This is a genomic window from Streptomyces antarcticus (assembly GCF_026627255.1).
Taxonomy (GTDB): domain Bacteria; phylum Actinomycetota; class Actinomycetes; order Streptomycetales; family Streptomycetaceae; genus Streptomyces; species Streptomyces antarcticus.
The window spans coordinates 183,667-199,578 of sequence record NZ_JAPNLM010000004.1; the positions used below are offsets into that span (position 1 = coordinate 183,667).

Below are 15,912 nucleotides of genomic sequence, written 5' to 3' on the forward strand. Positions count from 1 at the left end.
GCACTGTCCAGTCCGAGCACCTCGCCCGACCGCCCGACCGCCCGACCGCCCGACCGCCCGACCGCCCGACCGCCCGACCACCGCCTCCATCGGTGACCGCCCGCCCGGCCCCGAGCCGTTGGCGGCACGGCACCACCCACCACACGACCCGTCACCACTCCACCCCCCCAGCCCCACCCCACCGGAGGAACACCCCGATGACCCTCACCGACCAGCCCGCCCCGGCGGCCCCCGCCCGGCAGGTACTCCCGGCGGAGGAGCGGTACGCCGCCGAGCTCGCCTTCCTCGCCGCCCAGGACCCCGGCCCCCGCCCGCCCGGCTGGGCCCTGACCCCGCGCGCCGTCGTCACGTTCGTCTGCGGCAGCGGCAGCGGCAGCGACGGCACCGAACTCGTCCTGCCCGAGCGGCGCGCCGGGACCGGGATGCCCGGACGGATGGCCATCGCCGCCAAGTTCGTCGGCGAACGCTCCCTCGTGGAGCGCTGCGTCGTCACCCTCGCCGGTGAGCGCGGCCTGCTGCTCACCGGCGAACCCGGCACCGCCAAGTCGATGTTGTCCGAACTGCTGGCCGCCGCCGTCAGCGGCACCAGCGCCCTCACCGTGCAGGGCACGGCCGGTACCACCGAGGACGCCTTCCGCTACGGCTGGAACTACGCGCTGCTGCTGGCCCAGGGCCCCACCTCGCAGGCCCTGGTCGACTCCCCGGTGCTCTCCGCGATGCGGACCGGTCGGGTGGTCCGGGTCGAGGAGATCACCCGCTGCCTGCCCGAGGTGCAGGACGCGCTGGTGTCGATCCTGTCCGACCGCCGGGTCAGCGTGCCCGAACTCACCGCCACCGAGGACGCGGTGGTCTCGGCCGCACCCGGCTTCACGGTCATCGCCACCGCCAACCTCCGCGACCGAGGCGTCTCCGAGATGTCCGCCGCCCTCAAGCGCCGCTTCAACTTCGAGACCGTCGCCCCGATCGCGGACGCGGACGCGGAGGCCACGCTGATCCGCCGCCAGGCGGTCGCCGCCGTCCAGCGGGCGGGCGCGGCGTTCGGCGTCGACGACGCCGTCCTCGACGCCCTCGTCACCGTCTTCCGGGACCTGCGCTCGGGGCGTTCCGCCGAGGGCTGGGACGTGGAGCGCCCCGGTACGGTTATGTCCACCGCGGAGGCCGTGCAGGTGGCCGCGTCGCTGGGCGTCGCCGCCGCGTACCTTCCGGGCGGGGACGTGCTGGACCTGCTGCCGGGCCACCTCCTGGGTGTCGTACGGAAGGACGACCCGGCCGACCACGCACGGCTGCTGGGGTACTGGGACGGCCCCGTGCGCCGCCGCGCCGAGGACGGCTCGGCGATGTGGCGCCGCCTGTGGGACCTGCGCGGGAGCCTGCGATGACGCGTACCGACCCGCGCGACGCCGTCGCCGCGCTGGCGGCGTCCCGTACGCCGTACCTGCTGGGGGTGCGCCACCACAGCCCCGCGCTGGCCGCGGTGGTCGCGGACCTGCTGGACGCGTCGGGTGCGGACGTGGTGTGCGTGGAGCTGCCGGCGGAGTTCCAGCCCTGGCTGGAGCACCTGGCCGATCCCGAGACGGTGGCCCCGGTCGCCCTGGCGGGCACGGGGGAGGACGGCCGCCTGGCGTTCTACCCGTTCGCGGACTTCTCGCCCGAACTGGCCGCGATCCGCTGGGCGCGCGCCCGCGGTGCGACCGTGCTGTGCTGCGACCTGCCCCTGTCGTCCCGCGCGTGGGCCGGTACGCCGGCGGACGCCGGACCGGACCGGCCCGGGGCGCCGGAGCCCGCCCTCGACGGGGTGCCGGAGCCGGCCCCGCCCTCCGGCGAGGAGCGGGACCCGCTCGCGCCGGGGCTCCCCGAGGCCGACCAGGGTCCGGGGCGTTCGTACGCGGACGGGCTCGCCGCCGCCGGTACGGGCCGTACCGGCGAGGACATGTGGGACCGTGCCGTCGAGGTCCTCGCCCCGGGATGCTCCCCGGAAGCCGTACGGCGGGCCGCGCTCGGCGTCGGCTGGGCCCTGCGCGAGGACGCGGCCGTCCCGGCCACGGACCTGGCCCGCGAGGCCCACATGCGCGAGGTGATCGCCACGGCGGCGGCCGGCGGCCGGACGGTGGCCGCCGTGATCGGCGCCTTCCACGCCCCGGCCCTCCTGGGCCCGCCCACCGGCGCCCCCGCGCCGCAGAAGACCACCTCTACCGGGGGCACCGCCGTCGCGGGCCCCGGCGTCGCCGCAGCCTCGACGTCGTCCGCCGCGGCCACCGGCTCCGCGGGCTTCGGGCCCGGTGGCGCCGCGCCTTCGGGGGTGGGCTCCGCCGCGGGCTCCGGCACCGCCGGTGAGCCGCTGACGCCCACCACGGGCACCGGCTCCGCGCGTTGTGCGCCCACCGGCGCGGCACCCTCCGGGACCGCGTCCGGCGCGGGCACCGCCGCCGCCGCAGGAACCGGCATTGCGGCCGGTACTGGCGTCGCCCCCGGCTCGGGGCCGTCCGCGGCGGGCACCGGCAGCGTGTCCGGCCATGGCACCGGCTTCGCGCGTTGTGCGCCCACCGGCGCGGCACCCTCCGGGACCGCGTCCGCCGCGGGCACCGCCTCCGCCGCGGGATCCGGCGTCGCGGCCGGGACTGGCGTCGTCCCCGGCCCGGGGTCGTCCGCGGCGGGCACCGGCAGTGTGCCCGGCCATGGCACCGGCTTCGCGCCCGCACCGGGCATCCGCGCCGGGCGCGGGGTCGCGGAGGCGGATGCCGAATCCGGGGGCGGGGCCGTCACCTCGTTCGTGCCGTACTCCTTCGACCTGCTCGACTCCCGTTCCGGGTACCCCGCCGGCATCCGCGACCCGCTCTGGCAGCAGGCCGTCCTGCACGCCGCCGGCGACCCGGTCCGGGTGCGGGAGGCGGCCTCCGTCGCCGTCACCCGGCTCTGCCGCGAGCTGCGCCGCGCCGGGCACACCGCCGGGACCGGCGAGGGCGCCGAAGCCCTGCGCCTCGCCTGCGACCTCGCCGTCCTGCGCGGACTCCCCGCGCCGGGCCGCGGCGAACTCATCGAGGCCGTCACCACCGTCCTCGGCCAGGGCGAACCCCTCGGCCGGGGCCGGGCACTGGCCCGCGCCCTGGAGGCGGTGTTCGTCGGCACGTCCCGCGGGCGGATCACCCCGCACGCGCCCCGCTCCGGCCTCGGCCCCTCGGTCGAGGCCGAGCTGGCGGAACTGCGGCTCCCGGGCCCCGACGACCCCGCCCCCCGCGAGCTCCGCCTCGACCCGCTCCGCTCGCCCCTCGACGGCCGCCGCGAGGTCCTGCTGCAACGCCTCGCCGTCTGCGGCGCCGCCTACGGGGAGCCGGTCGCCGTCGCCGCCACTGGCGACGGCTCCGCCCTCGGCACCAAGTGGCGCCTGGCCTGGACCCCGTCCGTGCCGGCGCGCCTGGACCTCGCCGGGGTACGCGGCGTCACCGCCGCCCAGGCGGCCGCCGGGACGCTGCGCGACACCGCCCGCCGCGCCGCCGCCGACGGCGGTCCGACCCCGGCCGGGATCCTCGCCGGGCTGGCCGCCGCCGCGCGCTGCGACCTGCCCGAGCTGGTCGGCGTACGGCTCCACGAGGCGGCCTCCGTCCTGCCCGAGACCGCCACCCTGCCCGAACTCCTCGACGCCCTCGACCTCCTGGAGGCCCTGCACCGCGGCCACCTCCCCGGCGCCGGCGAGGAGGCCCGCGCCACCGCCGCCGCGCTCACCGGCGACCTGCTCGAAGCCGCCGTACGCTCCCTGCCCGGCCTCGCCGGCAGCGACGACCCCGCCGACGCGGCCGCCCTCGTCGCGCTCGCCGACCGGGCCGCCGCGCTCCACCTCGGCCTGCGCACCGACGCCGCCCTCGCCGCCCTCGCCCGGGACGCCTCCCCGCTGATGCAGGGCGCCGCCCTGGCCGTACGGGTCCTCCTCGACCTCGACCCGGCCGCGGACCTCGGCGACCGGGCCGCCGGATGGATCGACGCCGCGGCCGGGCCCGACAGCCGGCGCGCCCTGACCCGCCGGCTCGGCGGGCTCCTCACCGCCGCCGGGCCGCTGCTCCAGGCGTCCCCGGCCGCGCTCGCCCCGCTCCTGGACCGCGTGGAACAGCTCGACGACCCCGCCTTCCTGGACCGCCTCCCCGCCCTGCGCGGCGGCTTCGACGCGCTCTCGCCCGCTGCCCGGGACCGGCTGCTGGCCACCGTCACCGAGCGTCTCGGCGACCACGTCGACCTCGCGCTGGACGCACCGCCCGCCCTGCTCGCCCTGTGGGCCGCCGCCGACGCCGCCGGACTCGCCGCGCTGAAGGCGCTCCCGCTGACGGGACCCGCGCTCCCGCCGGCCGAACCCGCGCTCCCGCCGCGCGGGCCGGCACTCCCGCCGCCCGTGCCCGTGCCCGCGCCCGTGGATCGCCCCGGGGGCCCGAAGGCGCCGCGCGACGCCGTACCCGACACGCGGCGGCTCGCCCCCGCCGACCGCTGGCGCCTGCTCCTCGGCCGCGAACGCGAGCGGCTCCCCGCCGGGGCCCGCCGCTACGCCCACGCGCTCGACGAGCTGTACGGCGCCGGGCGCGGCGAAGGCGCCGCCGACCTCGACGGCGGCAGCGGCGCGGGCCGGGGCGGCGGCCGGGAGGCGTCCTTCCCCACCGCCCGGGAATGGTCGGGCGAACTGGAAGCGCTGTTCGGCGCCGACGTACGGGAAGAAGTGCTCGCGCGGGCCGCCGAAACGGGCCGCACCGACGTGCTAGCCCAGCTGGACCCGGCGAGCGTCAGGCCCTCGGTGGAACTGCTGAGCTCCGTACTGTCCCTCGCCGGCGGCATGCCGGAGGCCCAGCTCGCCCGGCTGCGCCCCCTCGTCAGGCGGCTCGTCGACGAACTCGCCAAGGAACTCGCCACCCGGCTGCGCCCGGCACTGTCCGGGCTCTCCACCCCGCGTCCCACCCGCCGCCGCGGCGGCCGCCTCGACCTCGCCCGCACCCTGCGCGCCAACCTCGCGCACACCCGCAGGCGCCCCGACGGCAGCGTGGTCGTGGTCCCCGAACACCCGGTCTTCGCCACCCGCGCGGGCCGGGAGGCCGACTGGCGGCTGATCCTCGTCGTCGACGTCTCCGGCTCCATGGAGGCCTCGGTCGTCTGGTCCGCCCTCACCGCGGCCGTACTCGGCGGCGTGCCCACGCTGTCCACACACTTCCTCGCCTTCTCCACCCAGGTCGTGGACCTCACCGACCGGGTCGAGGACCCGCTGTCACTGCTGCTGGAGGTCCGCGTCGGCGGCGGCACGCACATCGCCGCCGGACTGGCCCACGCCCGCTCGCTGATCACCGTCCCGAGCCGCACCCTCGTCGTCGTGGTCAGCGACTTCGAGGAGGGCGCCCCGATCGGCGGCCTCCTCGGCGAGGTCCGGGCCCTCGCCGCCTCCGGAGCCCACCTGCTGGGCTGCGCGGCGCTCGACGACGCGGGCACGCCCCGGTACTCGGTCCCGGTGGCGGGCCGACTCGTCGCGGCGGGGATGCCCGTGGCCGCCCTCAGCCCCCTCGCCCTCGCCCGCTGGGTGGGCGAACGACTCCGTGGAGAACCCCGTTGAGCAGCGCAGACACCCCCCTGCCGGCCGTCGCCCCCGAGGTGCTCGCGGAGGCGGTCGAGAACCTCACCGCCCGGCTGCGTAAGAAGCTGGACGCCGTCACCGCGAGCTGCGCCGCCGCAGCCGTCCGCGAGCCGGACGGCAGGGTCGGCATCCGCTTCGGGGAGGACGCCGTCGTCACCCTGCGCCCCGGACCCGAAGGGACGCTCACGCGCGCCGAACAGGCGGTGTGCAGCTGCCTGTTGGCGCCCCGCTGCCTCCACCGGGCCGCCGCGCTGGGCGCGGCCCCCCTGGCTGATACCCCGCTCGCCGACACCCCCCTCACCGACACCCCCCTCGCCGACACCCCGCCCGCCGAGGCCCTGCCCGTGGGCGCGCCGCCCGTGCCCGGGGAGCCGGCCAGGCCGCGGGGGCCCGGGACCCCGCCGGGCCCCGAGACTCCGGCGCCGCCCGAACGGGCTCTGACCGGCGCCCAGACCGCGGCCGCCACCGCGCTCTGGGAGGCCGCCGCCGAGGCCCTGGCCGCCGGAGTCACCGCCGGCGGCGCCGTCGTGCAGGCCGAACTGCTGCGCGCCGCGCACACGGCCCGCCTCGCCGCACTCCCGCGCGCCGAGGCGGCCGCCCTGCGCGTCGTACGGGGCCTGCGCGCCGCCCGCGAGCGGCAGGCCGCCCAGCGCCTCGGCGACCTGACGGAGGCCTTCCGGGAACTCCTGTACACCACGGCCCTGCTGGCCTCCGGATCCACTGACCCCGCGCTGACCGGCACGTCCCGCCGCGCCTACGCGCCGGGCGGCAGCCTCCGGGTGTACGGCCTCTGCCGCGAGCCGGTGCTCTCCGCCACCGGGTACGGGGGAGTGGTCACCCACCTCCTCGCGCCGGACGGCGCCCGCTACTCGGTGGCCGACGTCCGCCCCGGCGGCCTGGCCCGGGCCCGTGGCGCGGGCTCCGCCTCCGTGGCCCTCGGCGGAGCCGCCCTCGACCACGCCGGACTGGCCCGCGGCGGACTGCGCATCGCCGGTGCCACGGTCTCCCCGGAGGGCAGGCTCGGAGCCGGACGAGGGGTCAAGGCCACCCCGCTGCCCGGCACGTCCTGGAGCGACGCGCCCGCCGCCGCGCTCTTCGCCCGCCCGGCGGCCGAGGCCGTCGCCGACGGCCTGGCCTCCCAGGACGGGGCCGAGCCCGCACTGCTCGGCTGCGACGTGGCCGTCGTCGGCGCGGCCGGGGAACACCTCCTGGTCCGCGAGGCCCGGCCGGACGGGCCCCTGCTCCGGCTGCGCGCCGCCCACCCCCACCCGGAGCTCCCGCACGCGGACAACCTGCGCCGCCTCGCCGGGCACCCGGGACTCCGGATCCGGGTCCTGGGCCGCCCCGACCTGGACCGGGCCGCCACCCTGCGCCCGCTCGCCGTCGGCCCGGTCCCCGGCGCCGACCACACCCTGCGGCTGCCCGAGGAGTGGCTCGGCCGCGCCGACCTGGGCTACGACCGCCTCCAGGGGCAGCACCTCCCGCCCGCGGGCCCCACTTCGGACACCACCCCGGACACCGCCCCGGCCGCGGCCCCCGCGCCGGCGGGCCCGGACCCGCTGGCCGACTCCCCGCTGTGGCGCGTACGCCGCCTCCTGGAGACCGGCGTCGCGGGAGGCCGCCGCGCCGTCGCCGAGTCCGCCCGGGACGCAGACCACCGCTCCGGGTACGGGCCGCTGCGCCGGGCCGGTTTCACCGCGGCGGCGGACTGCGCCGCCGCGCTGGCCGCCGAGGCCGACCGCCGCCCCCGCGACGCCTTCGGCCGCCTCGGCGACCCCTCCGCCGAGGGCTACGCCCGGGCCTGGCTGGCGGCCGCGGCCCACCTGTCGGCGGCGGAACGCAGTCTGGTCGCCGCCTCCTGGGCGTCCCCACCCCTCACCTGACAGCCGGGCCGTCCTGGCCGGGACCCGCGCCGCCGCCGAACCACGCCCGCAGGGCCGCGAGATCGGGCTCGGCCAGGCCGAGCCCCGGATCGACGCGGTGCAGGAGGGCCCGGCCCGGATGGCGGGCGGCGACCCACGCCCGGTCGGCGCCGGTGATCTCGTCGTCGACCCAGATGAACGGGCGCCCGGCGGCGTGGGCGAGGAGCGCGGGGGTCTTCCAGTGGATCCCGCCCCGCCCGTCCGCGTCGGACGGCTCCGGCCACTGCACCACCGGCAGGTCCGGCAGTCCGAGCCGGGGCGCGACGCACTCGTTCGCCTCCTCCATCCAGGTGGTGGCCCACACGAGCACGCACCCCAGCGAGGCCAGCCGTGGCCCGAGCGACGGGTCGATCCTCGCCAGGAGCGGGTTGGCGTCGTCCCCGGGCGGATACGGACCCGCCCCGAACGGGATGAGGGGGCCGTCCACGTCGAGGTAGAGGAGCGGGCGGGCCGCGGAACCGGTCATGGGCGCAACGGTAGACCAGACCGCTTGACGGAAAGAAGTGTGAGTGGTTTATTACTCACATGAACACGGAACGACGACGACAGCTCTCCTCCGCCGAGGAGCGCCGGGACACGGTGTTGCGCACGGCCATCGGCGCGTTCGCGGCCCGCGGCTACTTCGGCACGACGACCACCGAGGTGGCCAAGGCGGCCGGCATCTCGCAGTCGTACGTCTACCGGCTCTTCCCGAACAAGGAGGTGCTGTTCACCACCGTGGTCGAGCACTGCTTCACCCGGGTCCGCGCCAGCCTCGAGGAGGGTGCCGCGGAGGCCGGGGGGAGTGACCCGGAGGCCGTTCTCCACGCCATGGGGGACGCGTACGCCCACCTGATCGCGGACAAGGACCTGCTCCTGGTCCTGACGCACGCCCAGGCGGCCGCGGTCTCCGAAGCCGCCGTACGGGAGGCCGTCCGGGCGGGGTACGCCCGGATGGTGGAGTACGTCCGCGGCGCCTCGGGCGCCGGAGAGGCGGAGGTCCAGCGGTTCTTCGCCATCGGCATGCTCTGCCACCTGCTGGTCTCGGTCGACGCGCAGGACGTGGACGCCCCCTGGACCCGCACCCTCACGGCGGGGGTCCGGCACTACTGACCGCACGCGGGACGGGCGGGCCGAATGGCTCGCCCTTCCTTTGACCCGAAGAGTGAGTGGTCAATCACTCTTACAATTGACCCATCACCCACGAACCCAGGAGTACCCCGTGAACGCACCGCACGCCACCGTCGACGAGAACGCCCCCGTGGTCGTCCGCCTCGAGACCACCGTCCGCGCACCCCTCGCGACGGTCTGGGCCCTGCACACCGACATCGCCCGCTGGGCCGACTGGAACACGGGCATCGACTCCGTGGCGTACGACGGCCCGCTCGCGCCCGGATCCACCTTCCGCTGGCTGACCCACGGTCTGGAGATCACTTCCACGCTCCTCCAGGTCGTACCCGGCGCTCGGATCGTCTGGGGCGGTCCGGCCCACGGCATCGACGGCGTCCACGTCTGGACGTTCGAGCAGCCGGACCCGGAGGGCCCCGTGACCGTACGGACCGAGGAGTCGTGGGCGGGGGCGCCGGTCGAGGAACGGCCCGCCGAGCTCGAGGCGATGCTCCGCCAGTCACTGGAGCAGTGGCTGGACCTGCTGAAGGCCCGGGCCGAAGCGGACGCCGCGACCCCCGCCTAGGGGACGCCCCACCCGCCCCCGGCCCCGCCCCACGCGCCGCCGCACACACACCCGCCGCGACACCCGAGAAGCCGCGACACCCGAGAAGAAGAAGCCGAGCGAGGTCACCGTCATGAGTCAGCACCCGTCCAAGCCCTACCTGACCGGCCACTACGCCCCCGTCGCCGACGAGATCACCGCGACCGGCCTCACCGTCGAGGGCGCCCTGCCCCCCGAGCTGACCGGCCGGCTGATCCGCAACAGCCACAACCCCAAGCCCGGCATCACCCCCACCCACTGGTTCAAGGGCAGCGGCATGGTCCACGGCATCCGCCTCCGCGACGGCCGCGCCGAGTGGTACCGCAACCGCTGGGTCCACACCCCCGCCCTCGACGGCGCCCGCACATGACGGAGAAGGGGCCCGACCTGACGGCCAGTACGGCCGGCACCCACGTCATCGAACACGCCGGACGGATCCTCGCGCTCAGCGAGGCCGCGCTGCCGTTCGAGCTGACGGCCGACCTGGAGACAGTCGGCGCCCACGACTTCGGCGGGAAGCTCACCTCCGCGATGACCGCCCACCCCAAGGAGGATCCCCGCACCGGAGAGCTGCACTTCTTCGCCTCCTCCCCGTTCCCGCCGTACCTGATCCACCACGTGGCGTCCGCCGACGGCCAGGTCCTGGACAGCCAGGACGTTCCCGGGGCGAGTGCCGCGCTCAAGCACGACTTCGCGATCACCGAGCACCACGTCGTGTTCCTCGAAGGGCCGGTCACCTTCGACCCCAGCGAGAACTCGGGGATCCCGTACGGCTGGAGCGACGAGCAGCCCTCCCGCATCGGCGTCATGCCCCGCGGCGCCGGCGGGGCCCGGAGGATCCGCTGGTTCGAGATCGGCCAGGGGTACGCCATGCACCTCGCCAACGCCTACGAGGCCCCGTACGGGCGGATCGTCATCGAGGGCCCGTCCGTGGGCCGGGACGGCTGGCAGCGCTCCTGGAACTGGTGGGTCGGCGCCCCCGACCGCGGAGCCGAGCCCAACTCCGGCTCCCGGAGCCGCCGCTGGACGGTCGACCTCGCCGCCGGGGCCGTCCGGGAGGAGTGGACCGACGACCTGACCGTCGAGTTCCCCACCATCAACGAGGACTTCACCGGCCGCGAGCACCGCTTCCAGTACGCGCTGTCGTTCCCCGACGACCTCGGCGTCGGCGAGCACGCCCTCGTCAAGTACGACCGGATCACCGGGGCCCGCTCCCTGCTGCCGTTCGGCACCGGGCAACTGCCGAGCGAGGCCGTCTTCGTACCGGCCGCGGGCGGCGCGGGCGCGGAGGACGCCGGATACCTGCTGACCGTCGTGAGCGACCTGACCGCCGACGCCTCCCGGCTGCTCGTCCTGGACGCCTCCGACCTGGGCGCCGCACCGGTGGCCACCGTCCACCTGCCGCGCCGCGTGCCCGCGACCATCCACGGCTCCTGGATACCGGACGCCGCGAGCTGAACACGCGGGGCGTGGCCGGGGGAGCGGGGGCGCGGCGCCGTCACCCGGAACCCCCGGCGGCCGGCCACCGCGCGTCCCACAGCGCGCAGTGGTGTGCGGCCCGCGCGTCCACGGTACGGATTCCCCCGGCCCCCGGCGCCAGGTTCAGTACGGAGGCCGGGGAGCGGTACCGCGGCCAGGCCGGGGCGCCCGCCGCCGCCGGGATCCCGGTGCGGGCGAACGCCGTCCAGTAGCCGGCCATCCGGTCCGCGAGCTCCCGCTGCGGCGCCCCCAGCGGCACGGACGTGAACAGGTAGGGCAGTTCGAAGCCGCGCGACGCGGCGTAGGGCAGCCCCGGCACCTCCGGCAGGCCGGTGGCGTTGGGCGCGTCGCCGTCGGCGAAGAGGTAGCCGTACGTCGGCACGTGCCGGGCGAGCGCGTCGGCGTCCCGCAGCGACGGACAGGTGAACGACGCGTCGGACAGCAGGGTCGCGAGGGCCACCGACGGGTTCGGGTAGGCGGCAGCCGGGTACTCCGCCTCGACCGCGCGGGCGGTCCCCGCGTCGGACGACTGCTCCAGCCGGGCCCGGTAGGCGGCCCCGTCGGCCACCGGGAACGCGGCCAGGGTCTGCCCGAGGAAGACCCGCATCTCGTCGCGGGTGGTCCCCAGCATCACCGGCACCCGGTGGAAACGCCCTTCCCGGAGCGCCCGCCGCGGCTCCGTCGGCAGCGAGGCGTTTCCGTAGGAGACCGGCGAGAACCGCCGCATCAGCTCCGGGGCGGCGAGCGAGCGGGCGTCCAGCCGCCGCAGGCAGTCCACCGCTCCCGTCTCCACCGCTCCCCCCGGTGGGCCGCAGCCGAGCCGGACCGCCGCAGCGGCCCCGTCCCCGACCGTGCGCGGTTCGGGGGTGAAGGGCTCGTACGTGCCCAGGGTGGGCAGCAGGGACCGGGGCGGCATCGTCGTCGAGCACGAGCCGCTCTGCACGACCGCCCGGTGAAACCGACCAGTTCGCCGAATCTCGGAGGACTGTCCCTGAGAACCGGCGGCGATTCTTCGCTTTCACGGCGAGTCCGGCGTGGGTTCGGCTCGGACGCCTGGGCGAAGCTGGCGACCGTAAGGCACTGCGGGCTCAGGGAACCGGGCGCAGGCCGTCGAGGGTGACGGCGACCAGGCGGGTCACAGCCGCCTGGGAAGTCAGGGTGGCCGCCGCGGTCAGGGCGTGAAGGCAGTACTGGGCGAGCTCGGCCGGCGGGACGTCGCTACGCAGATCACCGGCTTCGGCCGCTTCGGCGAGGAGGTGCTGGAGCATGCCGTGCAGGTGCCGTTCGGCATGCGAGACGTGCTCGCCCTGGTGCAGGAGGGTGGCGATTTCGCCGCCGTGCCGCTGCGGGGCGATGCCCGCGTACGTCTCCAGCACCGCCTTCAGGCGCTCCACGGCGGTGCCGGCCTCGTCGCGGATGCCTGCGAGCTGCTTGAGATGGGCGGTGACCTGGCGCTCATGCCAGGCCAGCAGGACGGCTTCGACGTCGGAGAAGTACTTGTAGAGCGTCGCGCGGCCGATGCCGGTCTGCTCGGCGATTTGGGACATGGTCACCGACCGCAGGCCGCTCTGGGCCACCAGCTTCGCGGTGGTGTCCAGAATCGCCTCGCGCACGGCGGCGCGGTGGGCGTCGATCGTCTCGTTCCACAACTTCGGCACCCACCCAGGATACGGACGTCCACAGGGCATACACTCAGTTTCAGGTAGAGACAGAGTGTCTCGAAAAAGAGGGGAGGCATCATGGCAGGCTCACCGGACTGTCACGATGACGACGGCGAGGGGGCGCCGCGCTGGGTGAGGGTCTCCGCGGCGATCGCAGTCGTCCTGACCGTGGTGTTCGTGATCGTGCACCTGGCCGGCGGCGGCATGGCGGGGCACGCGCCGTGACCCCGTTCTCGCCGCGGCTGCGCAAGCTGACCCTCACGGTCCACGTCACCTCCTCGGTCGGCTGGCTGGGCGCGGTCGCAGCCTTCCTCGCCCTCGCCGTCGCCGGCCTGACCAGCAGCGCGCCCCAGACCGTGCGGGGCGCTTACCTGGCCATGGACGTGATCGGCTGGTACGTGATCGTCCCGTTCGGCATTGCCTCCCTGCTGACCGGCCTGGTGCAGTCCCTTGGAACGGTGTGGGGGCTGCTGCGGCACCACTGGGTGATCGCGAAACTGCTGATCACTGTGGCCGCGACCGTTCTGCTCCTGGTCCACATGCAGCCGGTCGGACACCTCGCCGACGCGACCGCCCGGGCCCCCCTCGCGGGCGGCGAGCTCCGGGGCATGCGCATCCAACTGATCGCGGACGCGGCCGCTGCCCTGCTGGTGCTCCTGACGGCGGCTGCCCTGTCGGTGTTCAAGCCGCGCGGGGTGACCCGCTACGGACGCCGTCGGCGCGAGCAGGTCCCACAGCCGCGCTGACCCCTGCCGCCTCAGACGTGCCGGGTTCGGCTCTGACTTTGTTCTGATGGCGCAAGCAGGCCGGCTCAGTGCTGGTGTCCGTCGTCGTGCCCGGGCTCCTTGCTGGGGTGGGTGGCGTTCGGCGAGGCGGTGGGTTGGGAGGTCGGGTTGGTGCTGTCGCTGCCGTGGCCGCCCTCCTTGCCTTCGTCGCTTCCCTTCTCGGGCACGACATCGCTGTGGCTATGTCCTCCGGACTCGGCCATGGTGGGGGCGATGTGGCGCAGGCCGAGGAAGGTGAGGGCCGTCACGGCGACAATTGCCAGGCCCATCAGGCTGAAGATGCGCCGCCACGGCCTCTTGGCCTCCTTCAGGAAGTAGGCGACGAAGGACAGGACGATGCCCAGCGGTATCAGCACGGCACAGCGTTCGGGCAGGTCTGCGAAGTGCTGCATGCCGCCGCTGAGCATCCCGAGGCCGAACGAGAGCATCGTCGAGGTGCCGAGCACGCGCAGTATGCGTGACAGAGGCTGCCTCTCGGACGCGAGGATGATGTCGTTGAGTACGGTCGCGAGCAGGAAGACAAACAGGCCGGACGCGGCGATCATCGAGTAGCGGGCGGGAGCCATGGGGTGGTGGACGACGGCTCCGCTGATGAGGCCGGCGCCCACGTAGTAGCCGACGTAGCCGAGATAGCGCCACGGCAGGGAAGCGCCTTCCCGTTTGCTGTTGGAGCGGCGTTGGCTTCGGGTCGGCTGCGGCGGGGTCGTCGTGGCGAGACTGGGCGAGGAGGACAAAGCGGGCCCTTCGAGGGAAGTTCAGTGGGGCCTGGGGCTCTCAACGAGGCAGGCGGGCAGGTCGTGGCCGAAGATCGGACGCGCTGGGAACAGCGCAACGTGAGCCGGCCCACGGCTCCGCGCCGCACGCCACCTCATGGCAGCCGCAAGGCGCAAGGCATGGCCGGGCCGCCGCCGATGCCCTGGCGGAAATGGCTCAAGGGTGTGCCCGACAGGGCGCCGACCGGTCGGCGGGCGTCAAGGCTTAGATGCGCAGGACCGCTGAGTCCGGCACCGGGGCAGATGTCAAGAGGGCCCTGACAGGCCGAGCGGCGCCGACTGCATACGCGTACGGAGGCCGGTGAATAGCCTGCGCCTCACACGGGGCGGGCAGCGCGGCGCCCTGTTGGGGCTGGCCGGACACACACTGGTGAGCCGCGTGATCGGGCTCCGGAGCATCCTGGTGGTCGGTGTGCCCCGGGCCGGAGTGCAGGTCGGGCGCCTCGTGACTGTGCCCGGCGGCACCCGGGTCCTGAGCGTTCAGGGCTGCCGGGCTGGTCGGCGCCCCGAGATGGGCGTGGCCTGCGGCGCTCTCCGCACTGACCCCGTGGCTGTACATCAACGTAAGGAGAAGCGCGGCGAGCACCCACAATCGCCACGGGCCCGCTGCACGAGAGCGGGACCGCGGCGCGTTACGGGTCGCCCGGGCCAAAACCATGCCGGGGAGCATAGCGTCACGTCGGCCGTGGACCTCCTGTGGGGTGTGTGTTCCCTCGGACGAGTGGGTCCGTGGCTCCCGATCTGCCGGCCGGGATGTCGGCTGCCGGGTGGGATGGATGACGGTGCGAGCGTCAGCCGAGGGCCGAGAACAGTTCGTTGCATGCCTGCTCGCAGCTTCGGCAGGCTTCGGCGCAGATGCGGCAGTGCTCGTGCATGTCGGCATGCTTGGCGCACTCGTCGCCGCAGGCCTTGCAGGCCATGGCGCACGCGCGAAGGACGGCCGCCGTGATGTTGGCGTCGTAGCCGGTGTGCCGCGAGAGGACCGCGGCGGTGGCGGTGCAGATGTCGGCGCAGTCCATGTCGGTGCGGATGCACTTGGTCAGATCGCCCACCATGCCCTCGGAGAGGCAGGCGTCCGCGCATGCCGTACACGCCTGCGCGCACGCGATGCACTCCTCGATACAGGCGGTGAGCTTGGCCTGGTCGATGTCGCCGAGGTCGGCCGGGTAGGTGGCGAGCATGTCCTTGACGGTGGACATCAGGGTGCCTCCGTTCCCCGCGAGGCCGGCGGATCCGGGGCGGCCGCCATCGAGGCCCCCGGTACATCCAGCTAACGCCCCTGGGCGCGAACGTGCCCGGCCGCATCGTAGGGGTGCGGCCGGGCGCGGTGCCGTACGGCTGGGTCAGTGGTAGGCGTGGACGACGGCGTGGCCCTTGCCGCGGCCGATCATCCACTTGTTGACCGGAGTGGTGATCAAGAAGGCCACGGCGAATCCGCCCAGCAGCGCCGTCCAGAAGAGCGCGTCCGACAGGTGGGCGTCCATCGCCCCGGGCGTCAGGGCGATGATGCCGTTGTCGACGAGCTCCATCACCGCGATCGACACGGTGTCCGCGGCCAGCGCGACCTTGATCGCGCTCTTCCAGTCCAGGCCGGCCCGCCGGACCGCGAACAGCGTGAACGAGTAGCCGAAGAGGAACGCGAGGGTGATGGCCAGGATCATCGTCTGGACGTTGCCCCACATCAGGGCGGTGCCGATGACCATGCCGAGGATCTCGCCGATCGCACATCCGGTCAGGCAGTGCAGCGTCGCCTTCGCGGCGGCCCTCCAGGTCACCGAGCCCCTCTGGTGCCCGGCATGCCCCGCCTGCGCCTGGTGCGCCATGTGGTCGTGAGCGCTGCTGGTGTGGTGTGCGCTGTGGTCCATGACCGTCATCCCCAATCCCGTCCAGTGTGACCCCGCTTCCGCGGACCCACACCACAACCGTATACCCCCCGGGGGTATTCCGCGAGGGTGTTGAACCCAGCGAAACGCGGAGGGGTGTGCCGAGGCCGCACGGCCTCGGCA

15 protein-coding genes are annotated in these 15,912 nt (G+C 75.3%); 9 read left to right on the forward strand and 6 right to left on the reverse strand.

All coding sequences use genetic code 11. From position 1 onward, the window contains the following. The first annotated feature begins 197 nt into the window (after positions 1–197). The 3 genes from OTB16_RS08765 to OTB16_RS08775 are packed head-to-tail and all read left to right on the forward strand — an operon-like array spanning position 198 to position 7,479. Positions 198–1,379, forward strand: a complete 1,182-nt coding sequence (locus tag OTB16_RS08765) for an ATP-binding protein (RefSeq protein WP_267719402.1) — start codon at positions 198–200, stop codon at positions 1,377–1,379. Beyond that, positions 1,376–5,575 (forward strand): DUF5682 family protein, encoded by a 4,200-nt coding sequence (locus tag OTB16_RS08770; protein WP_267719403.1) that lies wholly within the window; start codon positions 1,376–1,378, stop codon positions 5,573–5,575. Before OTB16_RS08765 ends, OTB16_RS08770 begins: the two co-directional genes overlap by 4 nt. After that, complete coding sequence (locus OTB16_RS08775) at positions 5,572–7,479, forward strand: SWIM zinc finger family protein (protein ID WP_267719405.1); 1,908 nt, start codon at positions 5,572–5,574, stop codon at positions 7,477–7,479. Before OTB16_RS08770 ends, OTB16_RS08775 begins: the two co-directional genes overlap by 4 nt. Here the strand turns inward: OTB16_RS08775 and OTB16_RS08780 are convergent. Next, positions 7,472–7,984 carry an HAD domain-containing protein gene (locus OTB16_RS08780; protein WP_267719406.1) on the reverse strand — a complete coding sequence of 171 codons (513 nt, stop codon included), beginning with the start codon at positions 7,982–7,984 and terminating at the stop codon, positions 7,472–7,474. The two genes, OTB16_RS08775 and OTB16_RS08780, sit on opposite strands and share 8 nt — an antisense overlap. A 59-nt stretch (positions 7,985–8,043) precedes the next feature. Between OTB16_RS08780 and OTB16_RS08785 the strand changes: the two genes are divergently transcribed. The 4 genes from OTB16_RS08785 to OTB16_RS08800 all read left to right on the forward strand — a co-directional run bounded on the left by OTB16_RS08785 (position 8,044) and on the right by OTB16_RS08800 (position 10,666). After that, positions 8,044–8,610: a TetR/AcrR family transcriptional regulator gene (locus tag OTB16_RS08785; protein WP_267719407.1), complete on the forward strand. Its 567-nt coding sequence runs from the start codon at positions 8,044–8,046 to the stop codon at positions 8,608–8,610. 109 nt (positions 8,611–8,719) lie between these two features. Continuing rightward, entirely contained in the window at positions 8,720–9,190 is a 471-nt protein-coding gene (locus OTB16_RS08790) for an SRPBCC family protein (protein WP_267719408.1), read from the forward strand. Between the two features lie 112 nt (positions 9,191–9,302). Then, positions 9,303–9,578 (forward strand): carotenoid oxygenase family protein, encoded by a 276-nt coding sequence (locus OTB16_RS08795; protein ID WP_267719410.1) that lies wholly within the window; start codon positions 9,303–9,305, stop codon positions 9,576–9,578. Beyond that, entirely contained in the window at positions 9,575–10,666 is a 1,092-nt protein-coding gene (locus tag OTB16_RS08800; RefSeq protein ID WP_267719412.1) for a carotenoid oxygenase family protein, read from the forward strand. Before OTB16_RS08795 ends, OTB16_RS08800 begins: the two co-directional genes overlap by 4 nt. 40 nt (positions 10,667–10,706) lie before the next feature. Here OTB16_RS08800 and OTB16_RS08805 read toward each other — a convergent pair whose 3' ends face one another. Further along, on the reverse strand, positions 10,707–11,696 hold the full coding sequence (locus OTB16_RS08805; protein ID WP_324290790.1) for a carboxylesterase family protein: 990 nt from the start codon (positions 11,694–11,696) through the stop codon (positions 10,707–10,709). Between the two features lie 79 nt (positions 11,697–11,775). Beyond that, the gene (locus tag OTB16_RS08810; protein ID WP_267719413.1) at positions 11,776–12,345 is read right to left on the reverse strand and encodes a TetR/AcrR family transcriptional regulator; all 570 of its coding nucleotides are present in this window, start codon (positions 12,343–12,345) and stop codon (positions 11,776–11,778) included. 81 nt (positions 12,346–12,426) lie between these two features. Between OTB16_RS08810 and OTB16_RS08815 the strand changes: the two genes are divergently transcribed. Together OTB16_RS08815 and OTB16_RS08820 are read left to right on the forward strand one after the other, a co-directional pair. Beyond that, positions 12,427–12,573 (forward strand): hypothetical protein, encoded by a 147-nt coding sequence (locus tag OTB16_RS08815; protein ID WP_267719414.1) that lies wholly within the window; start codon positions 12,427–12,429, stop codon positions 12,571–12,573. Further along, positions 12,570–13,094, forward strand: a complete 525-nt coding sequence (locus OTB16_RS08820) for a hypothetical protein (RefSeq protein WP_267719415.1) — start codon at positions 12,570–12,572, stop codon at positions 13,092–13,094. Before OTB16_RS08815 ends, OTB16_RS08820 begins: the two co-directional genes overlap by 4 nt. A gap of 65 nt (positions 13,095–13,159) precedes the next feature. Here OTB16_RS08820 and OTB16_RS08825 read toward each other — a convergent pair whose 3' ends face one another. The 3 genes from OTB16_RS08825 to OTB16_RS08835 form a co-directional block, all read right to left on the reverse strand. Continuing rightward, positions 13,160–13,867 carry a hypothetical protein gene (locus OTB16_RS08825; RefSeq protein WP_267719416.1) on the reverse strand — a complete coding sequence of 236 codons (708 nt, stop codon included), beginning with the start codon at positions 13,865–13,867 and terminating at the stop codon, positions 13,160–13,162. 830 nt (positions 13,868–14,697) lie between these two features. Continuing rightward, positions 14,698–15,105, reverse strand: coding sequence for a four-helix bundle copper-binding protein (locus OTB16_RS08830; RefSeq protein ID WP_267719417.1), 408 nt, complete (start codon positions 15,103–15,105; stop codon positions 14,698–14,700). Positions 15,106–15,249: 144 nt separating this feature from the next. Then, positions 15,250–15,771, reverse strand: coding sequence for a DUF4396 domain-containing protein (locus tag OTB16_RS08835; protein WP_267719418.1), 522 nt, complete (start codon positions 15,769–15,771; stop codon positions 15,250–15,252). Positions 15,772–15,912 lie beyond the last annotated feature (141 nt).

What these genes read in the sequence shown, in the direction of transcription:
- OTB16_RS08765 (WP_267719402.1), top strand. Translation starts at nt 198, where the DNA reads ATGACCCTCACCGACCAGCCCGCCCCGGCGGCCCCCGCCCGGCAGGTA.
- OTB16_RS08770 (WP_267719403.1), top strand. Translation starts at nt 1,376, where the DNA reads ATGACGCGTACCGACCCGCGCGACGCCGTCGCCGCGCTGGCGGCGTCC.
- OTB16_RS08780 (WP_267719406.1), bottom strand. Translation starts at nt 7,984, where the DNA reads ATGACCGGTTCCGCGGCCCGCCCGCTCCTCTACCTCGACGTGGACGGC.
- OTB16_RS08785 (WP_267719407.1), top strand. Translation starts at nt 8,044, where the DNA reads ATGAACACGGAACGACGACGACAGCTCTCCTCCGCCGAGGAGCGCCGG.
- OTB16_RS08795 (WP_267719410.1), top strand. Translation starts at nt 9,303, where the DNA reads ATGAGTCAGCACCCGTCCAAGCCCTACCTGACCGGCCACTACGCCCCC.
- OTB16_RS08800 (WP_267719412.1), top strand. Translation starts at nt 9,575, where the DNA reads ATGACGGAGAAGGGGCCCGACCTGACGGCCAGTACGGCCGGCACCCAC.
- OTB16_RS08815 (WP_267719414.1), top strand. Translation starts at nt 12,427, where the DNA reads ATGGCAGGCTCACCGGACTGTCACGATGACGACGGCGAGGGGGCGCCG.
- OTB16_RS08830 (WP_267719417.1), bottom strand. Translation starts at nt 15,105, where the DNA reads ATGTCCACCGTCAAGGACATGCTCGCCACCTACCCGGCCGACCTCGGC.
- OTB16_RS08835 (WP_267719418.1), bottom strand. Translation starts at nt 15,771, where the DNA reads ATGGACCACAGCGCACACCACACCAGCAGCGCTCACGACCACATGGCG.